We start from the raw sequence: 13,721 nt of genomic DNA, 5'->3' as shown, positions 1-13,721 counted from the left end.
AAAGCGTCTTGCGCCAAAATGTACGAACTGGTACGTTTGTTGATGCCTACGAACCATGCCGCTGCCGAAGGGGCTCCCATGCCGTCCAGCGCCTTTACCTTCAAAAAGTCGATCGCCACCGTTTCGCTGAGCGGCACCCTGCCGGAGAAGCTTGAGGCGGCGGCTGCCATCGGCTTTGACGGGGTCGAGATTTTCGAGAACGACCTGCTGACGTTCGACGGGTCGCCGGCCGACGTCCGCCGCATTGCCGAGGGTTTGGGGCTGGAAATCACCATCTTCCAGCCATTCCGCGATTTCGAGGCGATGCCGGATCCGATCCGTGCCCGCAACCTCGACCGAGCGGAACGCAAGTTCGACGTGATGCAGGAGCTGGGCACCGACCTTGTGCTGGTCTGCTCCAACGTCCAGCCCGCCGCCATCGACGATCCGGCCCGCGCCGCCGCCGATCTCGCAGAAATGGCGGAGCGGGCGCAGCGCCGCGGTCTGCGTGTCGGCTACGAGGCGCTGGCCTGGGGCCGGCATGTCAACCGCTGGCGCCAAGCCTGGGACATCGTGCACCGCGCAGACCATCCGGCGCTGGGGCTGATCGTCGACAGCTTCCACACGCTGGCCCTGAACGACGACCCGTCCGGCATCGCCGACCTGCCTGGCGACCGAATCTTCTTCGTGCAGCTGGCCGACGCCCCGGCGCTGTCGATGGACGTGCTGTCCTGGAGCCGCCATTTCCGCAATTTCCCCGGCCAGGGCCAGTTGCCGGTCCGGCGTTTTCTCGATGCGGTGCTGGCATCGGGCTATCGCGGGCCGCTGTCGCTGGAGATCTTCAACGACGAATTCCGCGCCGCCCCTGCCCGCCTGACCGCTCTCGACGGCTTGCGGTCGCTCATCCATGTGGAGGCCGAGGCCGGCTTCGGTCCGGGCCTGCCGGCGCCGCCGGTCTGCCATGGCGTGGAGTTCCTCGAATTCGCCGTCGATGCGGCGGCACGCGACAAACTGTCCGCCCTGCTCGGCAGCCTGGGATTCTGGCATGCCGGGCGCCACCGCTCCAAGGACGTCGACCTCTACCGCCAGGGCGGCGTCAATCTGGTGCTGAACAGCGAGGAGGATTCCGCGGCGTCGGAGCATTTCCAGATGCATGGCCCCTCGGTCTGCGCCATGGCCTTCACGGTGGACGATGCCGCCCGTACCATTGCCCGTGCCGAGGCGTTGCGCTGTGTGTCGTGGCGCGAGCGGGTCGGCGACGGCGAACGCCGGATCCCGGCGCTGCGGGCACCCGACGGCACGCTGATCTATCTGGTCGATGGCAAGGAAGCCCATCGCAGCATCTGGGAGGACGACTTCCACCTGTTCGCAGAAGAGCCGGCTGGGCAGGAGTCCAGCCCGCCACCCTCACATGGCTCCCCCCTGCTCGGCATCGACCACATCGCGCAGGCCCTGCCCTTCGGGCGGATGGACAGCTTCGTGCTGTTCTACCGCGCGGTCTTCGGCTTCGTGCCGGAGAGCCTGTGGGAGCTTCCCGACCCCTACGGCCTGATCCGCAGCCGGGCCCTGGTCAGCCCCGACGCCGAGCCCGGTCGGGGCGTGCGGCTGCCGCTGAACATCTCGGAAAGCCGGCGGACCGCCACCGGCCGCTTCGTCAGCGCCACGTCGGGCGCCGGCGTCCACCACATCGCCTTCGCCACCGCCGATGCCGATGCGCTGGTGACGGACCGTCTTGCCGCAGGCGCCCCCTTCCTGCCGATCCCCGCCAACTATTACGACGATCTGGCGGTCAAGCACCCGCTGGACGATGAGACGCTGGCGATGCTGAAGGACCGCGAGCTGCTGTATGACCGCGACGAGCAGGGCGAGTTCCTGCACGCCTACACCGACAGCTTCGACGACCGCTTCTTCTTCGAGGTGGTGGAGCGGCGTGGCGGCTACCGGCAGTTCGGAGCGGTGAACGCCGCCGTGCGCATGGCGGTGCAGGCCCAGCTGCGCGAAGGCGCCCGGCCCGAACTTTATCTCGACTGAAAATGAACGAAACAGTGCGTTTGTTTGGAGACGCCCCACCATGAGCCGCCCGATCCTCGTCCTCAACGGACCGAATCTCAATCTGCTGGGCAAGCGCGAGCCGCACATCTATGGCCACGAAACTTTGGCCGATATCGAGGCCGACTGCCGCCGCACCGGGGAGGCGCTGGGCCTTGCCGTCGATTTCCGGCAATCCAACGCCGAACATGTGCTGATCGACTGGATCCACGAAGCGCGGGAGACGATGGCCGGGCTGGTCATCAACCCGGCCGGCCTGAGCCACACCTCGGTGTCGCTGATGGATGCGCTGTCGGCCTGCGCCTTCCCCATCCTGGAAGTCCACATCTCCAACATCCACCGGCGCGAGGAATTCCGTCATTTCTCCTACGTGTCGCGCGTCGCCGCCGGGGTGATCTGCGGCTTCGGCACCCAGGGCTACACGCTGGCCCTCCAGCGCATGGCCCGGCTGCTGGAAAGTGCCGTGAAATGAACGCCCTGTCCCGGCCCGCCCCCGCCGTCGGCACTTCCATCCTCGTCGGCCTGATCGGCGCCGGCATCCAGGCCTCACGCACCCCGGCAATGCACGAGCGGGAGGCCGACGCGCTCGGCCTGCGCTGCATCTACCGGCTGATCGACCTCGACCGCCTCGGCCTCGGCCCCGATGCCCTGCCGGAACTGCTGTCGGGCGCCGAGCGCATGGGCTACACCGGGCTGAACGTCACCTACCCGTGCAAGCAGGCGATCATTCCGCTGCTGGACGAGCTTTCGGACGACGCCCGCGCCATCGGGGCGGTCAACACCGTCGTGCTGAAAGACGGCCGTCGGGTCGGCCACAACACCGACTGTTCGGGCTTCGCCGAGGGCTTCCGCCGCGGGCTGGCCGGCGTGCCGATGGACCGGGTGGTGCTTCTCGGCGCCGGCGGAGCCGGAGCGGCGGTCGCCCACGCCGCCTTCCATCTCGGGACCGGCCGGCTGGACATCTTCGACGCCGACCCGACGCGGGCGGCGCTGCTGGCCGAGCAGATCGACGCGCGCTTCGGCAGCGGACGGGCCATGGCGATCCCCGACCGGGAGAGCCTGCGCGCCGCCGTGGCGGCGGCGGACGGGCTGATCCATGCCACGCCCACCGGCATGGCGAAGTTCCCCGGCCTGCCGCTTCCGGCGGAGATGCTGCACCCGCGGCTTTGGGTGGCGGAGATCGTCTATTTCCCGCTGGAGACCGAGCTGCTGCGCACCGCGCGGTCCATCGGTTGCCGGACGCTCGATGGCGGCGGCATGGCGGTGTTCCAGGCGGTGGACGCCTTCCGCCTGTTCACTGGGGTTTCCCCCGATGCCGAACGCATCCGCGCCCATTTCGCGTCGATGGACGCCGGCCGATCCGCCGCCTGATACTGGCCCCAATCGAATAGAGATAAGCCGGCGGGGTGCCGGCACCGGGAGGACCGCATGAGACAGCTGGTCGAGGCCTATTTCACCCTCATCAAGATTCTGATGGCGTTGTGCATGGCCGGCATGGTGGTGCTGGTGTTCGGCAATGTGGTGCTGCGCTACGCCTTCAACAGCGGCATCACGGTGTCGGAGGAGTTGTCGCGCCTGTTCTTCGTCTGGATGTGCTTTCTCGGCGCCATCCTGGGCCTGCGCGAACGGGCGCATCTCGGCGTCGATACGCTGGTGGCCCGCCTGCCGCGGACCGGCAAGATGGTCTGTGCGGTGCTCAGCTGCGGCCTGATGCTGTGGATCACCTGGCTGGTGCTGCAGGGAAGCTGGACCCAGACCCTCATCAACTGGAGCGCCCAGGCCCCGGCCACCGGCCTGTCGATGGGGCTGCTCTACGGCATCGGCGTGGTGTTCGGCCTGTCGACCGGCGCCATCCTGCTGCACGAGATGTATCTGCTGCTGACCGGAAAAATCTCCGACGACGACCTCGTAATGGTCTCGGAATCGGAGGATTTGCCGGAAGCCACCGCCCATGGCGCCCACACCGGCGGCCACCGGACGCACCAGTCCACCAACCAGGGAGGCACCGACCGAGCGGATGGTCTGCCGCTGCCTCCCCGCACCGTCTCCAGCCGCTGAGGGCGCCGGACCATGACCATCACCATTTTCCTCGGCTCCCTGCTGGGCGCCATGGCCATCGGCATGCCCATCGCCTATGCGCTGCTGCTGTGCGGCGTGGCGCTGATGATCCAGCTCGACCTGTTCGACGCGCAGATCGTGGCGCAGAACCTGATCAACGGCGCCGACAGCTTTCCCCTGATGGCCGTGCCCTTCTTCATGCTGGCCGGCGAGATCATGAACACCGGCGGCCTCGCCAAGCGCATCGTCAACCTCGCGATGGCGATGGTCGGCCACATCCGCGGCGGGCTCGGCTATGTCGCCATCCTGGCGGCGACGGTGATGGCCAGCCTGTCCGGCTCCGCCGTGGCGGATGCGGCGGCGCTGGCGACCCTGCTGGTGCCGATGATGGTGGCGGCCGGCCATGACCGCAACCAGTCGGCTGGCCTGGTCTCCGCCAGTGCCATCATCGCCCCGATCATCCCGCCCTCCATCGGCTTCGTGATCTATGGCGTGGCCGGCAACGTCTCGGTCACCAAGCTGTTCCTGGCCGGCATCTTTCCCGGCATCCTGCTGGCCGTCGGCCTGTGCGGCGCCTGGTGGTACGTGTCGCGCAAGGAGAACCTGTCGCCGCCGCCGCGCCGCTCCCTGCGCGAGGTGCTGGCGATCCTGCGCGAGGGCGTGTGGGCGCTGATGCTGCCGGTGATCATCATCGTCGGGCTGAAGTTCGGCGTCTTCACCCCGACCGAAGCCGCCGTGGTCGCCGCCGTCTACTCGCTGTTCGTCGCCGTCTGCGTCTATCGCGAGATGTCCGTCGCCGACATCTACCCGGCCCTGCTGGGGGCGGCGAAGACGACCAGCGTCGTCATGTTCCTGGTCGCGGCGGCGCTGGTGTCGTCCTGGCTGATCACCGTCGCCAACCTGCCGGGGATGGTGACCGATCTGCTGGAACCGCTGATGGGCAACCAGACCCTGCTGCTGTTGGCGATGATGGCGCTGGTGGTGGCGATCGGCACCGCGATGGACATGACGCCGACCATCCTGATCCTGACGCCGATCCTGGTTCCGGTGTGCAAGCAGGCCGGCATCGATCCCGTCTATTTCGGCGTGCTGTTCATCATCAACAACGCCATCGGCCTGATCACCCCGCCCGTCGGCACCGTGCTGAACGTGGTCTGCGGCGTGTCGAAGGTCAGCATGGAGGGCGTCATCAAAGGCGTCTGGCCCTTCATGCTGGTGCAGCTGTTCGTCCTTTTCCTGCTGACCCTGTTCCCGTCGCTGGTGATGGTTCCGGCGGCCTGGCTCAGCCACTGATCCCATTCCGCAAGAAAAAACCCGGAGGAAACCCAATGAAGACGCACATGAAATCCCTGCTCGCCGGCCTGCTGCTGCCAGGATTGCTGTTCGCCGGTGCCGCTGCCGCCGCAGACTACAAGGACCGCTCGGTCAAGTTCGCCTTCCAGAACGTCAAGGAGCACCCGCAGGGCCAGGGCGCGCAGAAATTCGCCGAAATCGTCGAGGCGAAGAGCGGCGGCAAGATCAAGGTGAAGCTGTTCCCCGGCGGCACGCTGGGCGGCGACGTGCAGACCGTTTCGGCGCTGCAGGGCGGTATCGTCGAGATGTCCGTGATGAATGCCGGCATCCTGGTGTCCCAGGCCAAGGAATTCGCGCTGGTCGACCTGCCCTTCCTGTTCAACAGTGCGACCGAAGCCGACGCCCTGCTGGACGGTCCGGTGGGCGAGCAGCTGATGGCGAAGCTGCCGGAAAAGGGTCTGGTCGGGCTTGGTTTCTGGGACCTTGGCTTCCGCAACCTGACCAACAACCGCCGGCCGGTGAAGACCGCCGCCGACATCGCCGGCCTGAAGATCCGCGTCATCCAGACGCCGATCTACATCGACATCTTCAAGGCGCTGGGCGCCAACCCGGTGCCGCTGGCCTTCCCCGAACTCTACAGCGCGCTTGAGACCGGCACCGTCGACGGGCAGGAGAATCCGGCCAAGACCATCGAACTGACCAAGTTCAACGAAGTCCAGAAATACATGACGATCACGCGGCACATCTACAATCCGCAGTCGCTGATCATTTCCAAGAAGTTCTGGGACACGCTGAATTCCGATGAAAAGGCCCTGTTCCAGAGTGCTGCGGCGGAAGCCACCGTCTTCCAGCGCAAGCTGTCGCGCGAGCAGGAGGCCGATGCGCTGGCGTCACTGAAGGCCAAGGGCATGACCATCGATGAACTGCCGGCCGACGAGCTCGGCAAGATTCGCGAGAAGGTCAAGCCGGTGGTCGACAAGTACAAGGCCGAGATCGGCGATGCACTGGTCACCCAGGCCTATGCCACCATCGAAAAGAAGCGCGCCTCGAACTGACCGGCGAGTTCAAGGTGGAGCGTGTCCGCACGCTCCACCACTCCGGCATTGAGCTTTTAACTCCGTTCGTCCATTACCTCCGTTGAAGGCGCTCTCTGCGCCGCATGAAAATGGAACAGGGCATGACGGCGGACGACGCGACCGGAACAACTCCAAAAGCCAAGCCGAGCCGCAAGAACGATCCGGAAGGCACCCGCCAGGACATCCTTGAGGTGGCGACGGAGGAGTTCGCCTCGCTCGGCTTCAGCGGCGGCCGGGTCGATGCCATCGCCGCACGCACCCGCACCACCAAGCGCATGATCTATTATTACTTCGGCGGCAAGGAGGAGCTGTATCTTGCCGTTCTGGAGAAGGTCTATGGCGACATCCGTGCCATCGAGAACCGGCTGAACCTCCAGAATCTGGACCCGGAAGCGGCGATCCGCGCCCTGATCGACTTCACCTTCGACTATCAGGAGCAGCACGAGGACTTCATCCGGCTGGTCAGCATCGAGAACATCCACCGCGCCGAACACATGAAGAAGTCAAAGGCCATCGCCAATCTGAACATCACGGTCATCGACACGCTGGCCCGGATTCTGGAGCGCGGCCGGGCGGCGGGTGTGTTCAAGGCCGACATCCAGCCCATCGATCTGCATCTGATGATCAGCGCCTTCTGTTTCTTCCGGGTGTCGAACCGCCACACCTTCAACCTGATCTTCCATCAGAATCTCGCCGCCACCGACACGCGCACCCGGCACAAGCGGATGATCGCCGACGCCATCGTCAGCCTGCTCAAGTCGGAAGCGGCGGGCACCTGAACCGGCCTCGCCGAACAGGCTCACCGCCGCATCAGGCGGCCGGACCGGCGGGGATACGAAGTCCGGCGCAGTGCGGAACCGACGCCAGCAGGTCGCGGAACCACCGCTGTGCCGGGTGGACATCGTTGCGGCGGTGCCAGGACAGCGCGAAGAGAATCGGCGGAAGGTCGAGCGGGACCGGCATGATGCAAAGCCGCTCCGCATGGCCCGAGGCCGCGACCACACCTTCCATCAGGGTGGCGATCAGGTCCGTTTGCGCCACCAGGGCCGGAGCGGCATAGAGTTGCGGCAGCGTCAGGGCCAGCCGGCGCTTCAATCCCTGCTTTGCCAGGGCCGCATCGACCACCCCGTAACTCTCGTTTTCCGGCGACACCAGAAGGTGCGACTGCTCCAGAAAGCCGCCCAGTTCGAGCGGTGGGCGCACCGTCGGATGCCCCCTGCGGACGACGCAGACGAAGCGCTCCTCGAACAGGATGCGGCTGAGGATCCTGCCGGTGGCGGTCGGCGGCACACCGACCGTCAGATCAACCTCGCCGGCGTCCAGCATACCGATGGCATCGTCCCGTGCGATGAAGTTGCGGATGCGCAGGGTGACGCCCGGCGCCTGTTCGCGCAGGATTTCCAGCAGGGCCGGCAGCAGGGCAAAGGTCGGGTGGTCCGACAGGCCCAGGGTAAAGCTGGCGGTGGAGGTCGACGGGTCGAAGCTCTGCGTGAACGCCAGGGCCTGCTGGAGTTCGGTCAGGGCCCGGCCGATCGGTTGAGCCAGGTCGAGCGCCAGCGGGGTCGGTTGCAACCCATTCGGCCCGCGCACGAACAGCTCGTCCTTCAGCAGCCCGCGCAGACGGGCAAGCGCGGCGCTCATGGCCGGTTGGGTGCGGCCGATGCGGGCCCCGGCCCGTGTCACGCTGCGCTCGGCCATCAGGGCATCGAACGCGACGAGCAGGTTCAGGTCGATGCCATGCAAATCCATAGCATGGATGTTTCCATATATCGAGGATCGATTTCAAGCATGTCCGGCCATCGGGTAGCGTCCCCTCATCGCATCCATGATAAGGAAAAGCCCCATGGCACCGAAGGACGACACAGTGACCCGAACCGGGCTCACGCCGCAGGAACTCCGCGCCGTCGAGACGCTCTACCGCGCCTTCAGCGAAGGCAATCCGGACCTTCTCGACGAGGCGGTGACCGAGGATTGGCAGGACATTCCGCTCAATCCCGGCCAGCAGCCGGGCCGTGACGGGATGAAGCCGCTGATCCGCGGATTTCTCGCCGCGTTCCCCGACACCAAGATCGAGGTCCTTGACATCATCGGCGCGCCCGGCCGTGCCGCCGTGCGGGCGGTGATGACCGGAACCCACAGCGGCGACTGGTTCGGGATCGCGCCGACCGGCCGGCCCTTCCGGGTGGCGATCCATGAATTCCACCGCATCGCCGACGGCAAGCTGACCCACACCTGGCATCTCGAAGACTGGTTCGGCTGGATGAACCAGATCGGAGCCCGCCCCGTTCTGGCGGAGGAGGCCGGACGGTAGCCTCCCAACCCGCTGTCCCGTCCGCCGGGGGGACAGCTGGAACGGTTTCCCACCACGTTCTTTTCAGTGTCGGCATGACGGCGCGCTGGCCGGGGCGAAGCATCCGCCCCCCGGACTCAAAGGCCATCGCCGCCATCGCCGCCATCGGGCGTCCTTCCAGACAGTCCGGTCCGGTTCGGAAGAACCGGATTTCGGATCTGGACAGTTCGCCCCCCACCACGGACAACCGGCGCACCGCACAGACACGGATGCCAAAAGCCGGACTGCGAGGGTATGCTTCCGACACATCAAGAACAGGGAAATCCATCAATGAACCGTCGCAGCTTTCTCACCACGACCGCCGCCACCGCAACCGTCGCCGCCACCGGGGGATTCGCCTTCGCGCCGTCCATCGCGCGGGCGCAGACTCAGGCGGTGAAGGTGGCTTTCGTCGGCACGCTGTCCGGTCCGGGGGCGGCGCTGGGCACGCATCTGCGGGACGGCTGGCTGGCGGGGGTGACGCGGCTGAACAACCAGCTCGGCGGCCGGGCGGTCGAGACACTGGTGATCGACGACGAGTTGAAGCCCGACGTGGCGGTGTCGAAGGTCCGCGCCGCGCTGGAGCGCGACAAGGTCGATTTCGTGGTCGGCGTCGTGTTCAGCAACATGCTGCAGGCCATTGTCCGCCCGGTGACGGAGAGCAACACCTTCCTGATCACCGCCAACGCCGGTCCCTCCACCCTCGCCGGCAAGGGATGCAGCCCCTTCCTGTTCAGCAGCGCCTACCAGAACGACCAGCCGCACGCGACCATGGGGCAGGCGGCGCAGGACCTGGGCTACAAGCGCGTCTTCATCCTCGTGCCGAATTATCAGGCCGGCAAGGACGCGGTGGCCGGCTTCCGCAGCCGTTACAAGGGCGAGGTGGTGGACGAGGTCTATGTGCCGCTGAGCCAGCTCGACTTCTCGACCGAGGTCACCAAGATCGCCGCCGCCAAGCCGGACGCCATCTTCACCTTCATGCCGGGCGCGCTGGGCGTCAATCTGGTGCGGCAGTACCGTCAGGCCGGGCTCGCCAACATCCCCTTCCTTTCCACCTTCACCGTGGACGAATCGACCCTGCCGGCCCAGGGCGAGTCGGCCCTCGACTTCTACACCGCCGCCACCTGGGCGCCCAACTTCGACAATCCGCACAGCCGCCGCTTCGTGCAGGAGTTCGAGGCGGCCTATGGCTATGTCCCGTCGAACTTCGCCGCCCACGCCTATGACGCCGCCCACATGCTGGATGCGGCGATCCGCCGGACCAAGGGCGACGTCGCCGACAAGGCGGCGCTGCGGACGGCGCTGGAGGCCGGCGACTTCCCGTCGGTGCGGGGAGCGCTGCGGCTGGGGCCCAACCATTTCCCGATCCAGGATTTCTGGCTGTGCAAGGTCGCCAAGCGCGCCGACGGCAAGTTCCAGACGGAAACCGTGCGCAAGGTGCTGAGCGCCGACGCCGACGGCTACGCCGCCTCCTGCAAGATGGGGTGACGGGCGGGACGGGCTGACGGGGGGCTTTCGCAATGTCCATGCTTCTGGTGCAGGCCCTCAACGGCCTGCAATTCGGGGTGCTGTTGTTCCTGGTGGCGGCCGGACTCAGTCTGGTGTTCGGCGTCATGGATCTGATCAATCTGGCCCATGGCGTCCAATACATGCTGGGGGCCTATGTCGCCGCCACGCTGGGGGTGTGGACCGGCAGCTTCTGGCTGGGGGCGCTGCTGGCTCTGCCGGTGGCGCTGCTGGTCGGGCTGGCGCTGGAATGGCTGGTGTTCCGCCATCTCTACCGCCGCGACCATCTCGCCCAAGTGCTCGCCACCTTCGGGGTGATCCTGACGGTGGAGGAGGCGACACGGGCGCTGTGGGGCAGCGCCCCGCAGACCGTGCTGGAGCCGTCCGGGCTGACCGGCGGCCCGATGGGCGGGGTGGAGATCGTGCCTGGGCTGCTCTACCCGACCTACCGGCTGGTCATCATCGGCATCGGCATCGTGGTGCCGCTCCTGCTGTGGTTCCTGGTGGAGCGGACGCGGGCCGGCATGCTGGTGCGGGCGGGGGCGACCCATCCCGCCATGGTATCGGCGCTGGGGGTCGACATCCGCCGCCTGTTCACCGTCGTCTTCGCCTTCGGCGCCATGCTGGCGGGGTTCGCCGGGGCGCTGGCCAGCCCGATCTTCCCGGTGGCGCCGGGCATGGGCGATACCGTGCTGATCCTGTGCTTCGTGGTGATCGTCATCGGCGGCGTCGGCTCCATCCGCGGCGCCTTCATCGCAGCATTGCTGGTCGGGCTGCTCGACAGTGTGGGGCGGGCGATGCTGCCCGACCTGCTGCGGCTGCTGCTCGACCCGTCGTCGGCCCGGCAGACCGGGGCGGCGCTGGCCTCCATGCTGGTCTACATCGTCATGGCCGCCATCCTGTTCTTCCGTCCGGCCGGGCTTTTCCCGGGGGGACGCTCGGCATGACGGCCCCGTTCCACAAATCCCTCCGCAACCATGCGCTGGCGCTGGTCACGCTGCTGGCGCTGGCGGCGGCCCCCTTCCTCGGCTTCGGCGACGGCTTCGCGCTCAGCCTGCTGGCCCGCGCGATGATCCTGGGCATGGCGGCGGTCAGCCTGTCGCTGCTGGTCGGCGGCGCCGGGCTGGTCAGCCTGGGCCATGCCGCGACGATGGGGATCGGCGCCTATGCCGTGGTCGCCTTCGACGCCGCCGGGATCAGCGAGGGGCTGATCGTCTTCCCCGCCGCCATCGCCGCGGCAGCCGTCTACGCGCTCATGACGGGAGCGGTGTCGCTGCGCACCAGCGGCGTGCATTTCATCATGATCACGCTGGCGTTCGGGCAGATGGCCTTCTTCATCACCTCCTCCTTCTCCAGCCTGGGCGGCGACGATGGCTACACGCTCTATGCCCGCACAGAGTGGCTGGGAAGCCGGATCCTGGACAACCGGCTGATCTTCCATTTCCTCTGCCTGGGCCTGCTGGCCCTGGTTTGGGTGGGCGGAACCCTGCTGCTGGGCAGCCGGTTCGGCCGGGTGTTGCGGGCGGCGCGGGAGAATCCGCAGCGGGCGCTGGCGGTGGGTTTCCAGCCCTACCCCTACCGTCTGGTCGCCTATGTGATGGCGGGGGCGGTCGGCGGCCTGTCGGGCGCCCTGCTGGCCAATGCGACGGAGTTCGTATCCCCTGCCCTGCTGTCCTGGACGCGGTCGGGGGAACTGCTGTTCATGGTCATCCTTGGCGGCGTCGGCCAGCTCGGCGGCGCGATCCTGGGGGCGCTCGCCATCGTGCTGCTGGAGGAAACGCTGTCGCACCTGCTGGTCTACTGGCGGCTGGTGTTCGGGCCGCTGCTGGTGCTGTCGGTGCTGTTCCTGCCGGACGGGCTGATCGGCGCGCCGCTGCGCCTGCGTGCCGCCTTCCGGTTCGCCTCGCCCAAGCGGAGAAACGCCGATGCCTGATCCGTTGCTGGAACTGCACGGCCTGAGCAAGAATTTCGGCGCGCTGACCGTGACCTCCGACGTATCGCTGACCGTCCTGCCGGGGGAGATCCATGCGATCATCGGCCCCAACGGGGCGGGCAAGACCACGCTGATCCACCAGATCAGCGGCACGCTGCGCCCGGACCGCGGAACCATCCGCTTCGCCGGCCAGGATGTGACCGCCCTGCCGTTCGAGCGCCGCGCCCGGCTGGGGCTGGCCCGCAGCTTCCAGATCACCAGCATCGTGCCGGGCTTCACCGCGCTGGAGAACGTCGCGCTGGCGGTGCAGGCGCGCAGCGGCTCCTCCTTCCGCTTCCTGCGTCCGGTGGCCGGCGAGGCGGCGCTGAACGACGAGGCGCGGGCGGCGCTCGACACCGTCGGGCTGGGCCAGGTCGCCGACCGCACCGCCGCAACACTGTCGCACGGTGAGAAGCGGCAGCTCGAACTCGCCATCGCCATCGCGATGAACCCGCGCCTGCTGCTGCTCGACGAGCCGCTGGCCGGCGCCGGGCCGGAGGAGACCGAGCGGCTGATCGGCATCCTGCGCGACCTGCGCAGCCGCTACGGCATCCTGCTGGTCGAGCATGACATGCAGGCGGTGTTCGCCCTGGCCGACCGCATCTCCGTCCTGGTCTATGGCCGCGTCATCGTCACCGGCACGGTCGACGAGATCCGCGGCCATCCGGAGGTCCGCACCGCCTATCTTGGAGAGGACGCGCTGGCGTGATGCTGAAGATCGATAATCTCACGGCGGGCTACGGCCAGAGCCAGGTGCTGTTCGACGTGTCGCTCTCCATCGAGGCCGGGCAGGTGCTGGCGCTGATGGGGCGTAACGGCATGGGCAAGACCACCACCATCTCTGCCGTGATGGGGCTGATCCCGCGCTGGGGCGGCAGCGTCAGCTTCGACGGCCAAGGCATCGGCCGCATGCCGCCGCACCGGGTGGCGCGGCTGGGGGTGGGGCTGGTGCCGGAAGGCCGCCAGATCTTCCCGACCCTGACGGTCGAGGAGAACCTCGTCGCCACCGCTGCCGCCCGCGGCGACGGAACTGCGCGCTGGACGCTGGAGGCGGTGTGGGAGCTGTTCCCCCGCCTGCGCGAGCGCCGCCGCAATCTGGGCAACCGGCTGTCGGGCGGCGAGCAGCAGATGCTGGCGATCGGGCGGGCGCTGATGACCAACCCGCGCCTGCTGATCCTGGACGAGGCCACCGAAGGGCTGGCCCCGGTGATCCGCGCCGAGATCTGGGCGGTGCTGGAGACGCTGAAGCGCGAAGGCCAGTCGATCCTGCTGGTGGACAAGAATTTGTCGGCGGTGTTGCGCCTCGCCGACGCCTGCGCGGTGATCGAGAAGGGCCGCACGGTGTGGAGCGGCACCAGCGCGGATCTGGGCCGGGCGGCCGACATTCAGGAAAGCTACCTGCACATCTGAGGGGTCGGGTGCCCCCGCGCCGCAGGGTATCGGCCGCCCACAGTAGACG

At 67.5% G+C, this 13,721-nt stretch carries 14 protein-coding genes; 13 read left to right on the top strand and 1 reads right to left on the bottom strand.

Annotated features, from left to right (window positions below):
• Positions 1–78 precede the first annotated feature (78 nt).
• From CRT60_RS20795 to CRT60_RS20765, 7 genes are all read left to right on the top strand, one after another.
• Positions 79–2,010: a bifunctional sugar phosphate isomerase/epimerase/4-hydroxyphenylpyruvate dioxygenase family protein gene (locus CRT60_RS20795; RefSeq protein WP_098738424.1), complete on the top strand. Its 1,932-nt coding sequence runs from the start codon at positions 79–81 to the stop codon at positions 2,008–2,010.
• 40 nt (positions 2,011–2,050) lie between these two features.
• A complete protein-coding gene (gene aroQ, locus CRT60_RS20790) occupies positions 2,051–2,500 on the top strand; it encodes a type II 3-dehydroquinate dehydratase (RefSeq protein WP_098738423.1) in 450 nt (149 codons plus the stop codon).
• Entirely contained in the window at positions 2,497–3,399 is a 903-nt protein-coding gene (locus CRT60_RS20785; RefSeq protein WP_098738422.1) for a shikimate dehydrogenase, read from the top strand. The genes aroQ and CRT60_RS20785 overlap by 4 nt, the downstream gene beginning before the upstream one ends.
• Positions 3,400–3,456: 57 nt before the next feature.
• Positions 3,457–4,086 carry a TRAP transporter small permease gene (locus tag CRT60_RS20780; protein WP_244592656.1) on the top strand — a complete coding sequence of 210 codons (630 nt, stop codon included), beginning with the start codon at positions 3,457–3,459 and terminating at the stop codon, positions 4,084–4,086.
• A gap of 12 nt (positions 4,087–4,098) precedes the next feature.
• Positions 4,099–5,379 (top strand): TRAP transporter large permease subunit, encoded by a 1,281-nt coding sequence (locus CRT60_RS20775; RefSeq protein WP_098738421.1) that lies wholly within the window; start codon positions 4,099–4,101, stop codon positions 5,377–5,379.
• Between the two features lie 35 nt (positions 5,380–5,414).
• On the top strand, positions 5,415–6,434 hold the full coding sequence (locus CRT60_RS20770) for a TRAP transporter substrate-binding protein (RefSeq protein ID WP_098738420.1): 1,020 nt from the start codon (positions 5,415–5,417) through the stop codon (positions 6,432–6,434).
• 122 nt (positions 6,435–6,556) lie between these two features.
• The gene (locus tag CRT60_RS20765) at positions 6,557–7,234 is read left to right on the top strand and encodes a TetR/AcrR family transcriptional regulator (protein WP_098738766.1); all 678 of its coding nucleotides are present in this window, start codon (positions 6,557–6,559) and stop codon (positions 7,232–7,234) included.
• 31 nt (positions 7,235–7,265) lie between these two features.
• Here CRT60_RS20765 and CRT60_RS20760 read toward each other — a convergent pair whose 3' ends face one another.
• Positions 7,266–8,204 carry a LysR family transcriptional regulator gene (locus CRT60_RS20760; RefSeq protein ID WP_098738419.1) on the bottom strand — a complete coding sequence of 313 codons (939 nt, stop codon included), beginning with the start codon at positions 8,202–8,204 and terminating at the stop codon, positions 7,266–7,268.
• A gap of 94 nt (positions 8,205–8,298) precedes the next feature.
• Between CRT60_RS20760 and CRT60_RS20755 the strand changes: the two genes are divergently transcribed.
• From CRT60_RS20755 to CRT60_RS20730, 6 genes are all read left to right on the top strand, one after another.
• Complete coding sequence (locus tag CRT60_RS20755) at positions 8,299–8,766, top strand: ester cyclase (protein ID WP_098738418.1); 468 nt, start codon at positions 8,299–8,301, stop codon at positions 8,764–8,766.
• 309 nt (positions 8,767–9,075) lie between these two features.
• Positions 9,076–10,272 carry an ABC transporter substrate-binding protein gene (locus CRT60_RS20750; RefSeq protein ID WP_098738417.1) on the top strand — a complete coding sequence of 399 codons (1,197 nt, stop codon included), beginning with the start codon at positions 9,076–9,078 and terminating at the stop codon, positions 10,270–10,272.
• 32 nt (positions 10,273–10,304) lie between these two features.
• Positions 10,305–11,237, top strand: coding sequence for a branched-chain amino acid ABC transporter permease (locus tag CRT60_RS20745; RefSeq protein ID WP_098738416.1), 933 nt, complete (start codon positions 10,305–10,307; stop codon positions 11,235–11,237).
• The gene (locus CRT60_RS20740) at positions 11,234–12,223 is read left to right on the top strand and encodes a branched-chain amino acid ABC transporter permease (protein ID WP_098738415.1); all 990 of its coding nucleotides are present in this window, start codon (positions 11,234–11,236) and stop codon (positions 12,221–12,223) included. Before CRT60_RS20745 ends, CRT60_RS20740 begins: the two co-directional genes overlap by 4 nt.
• On the top strand, positions 12,216–12,971 hold the full coding sequence (locus CRT60_RS20735) for an ABC transporter ATP-binding protein (RefSeq protein WP_098738414.1): 756 nt from the start codon (positions 12,216–12,218) through the stop codon (positions 12,969–12,971). Before CRT60_RS20740 ends, CRT60_RS20735 begins: the two co-directional genes overlap by 8 nt.
• Positions 12,971–13,672 (top strand): ABC transporter ATP-binding protein, encoded by a 702-nt coding sequence (locus CRT60_RS20730; protein ID WP_098738413.1) that lies wholly within the window; start codon positions 12,971–12,973, stop codon positions 13,670–13,672. The genes CRT60_RS20735 and CRT60_RS20730 overlap by 1 nt, the downstream gene beginning before the upstream one ends.
• Positions 13,673–13,721 lie beyond the last annotated feature (49 nt).

Origin of the sequence: Azospirillum palustre, assembly GCF_002573965.1 — a bacterium.
Classification (GTDB): Bacteria; Pseudomonadota; Alphaproteobacteria; order Azospirillales; family Azospirillaceae; genus Azospirillum; species Azospirillum palustre.
The sequence above is the reverse complement of the archived record's forward strand: the minus strand, read 5'-3'. Positions and strand labels throughout refer to the sequence as shown.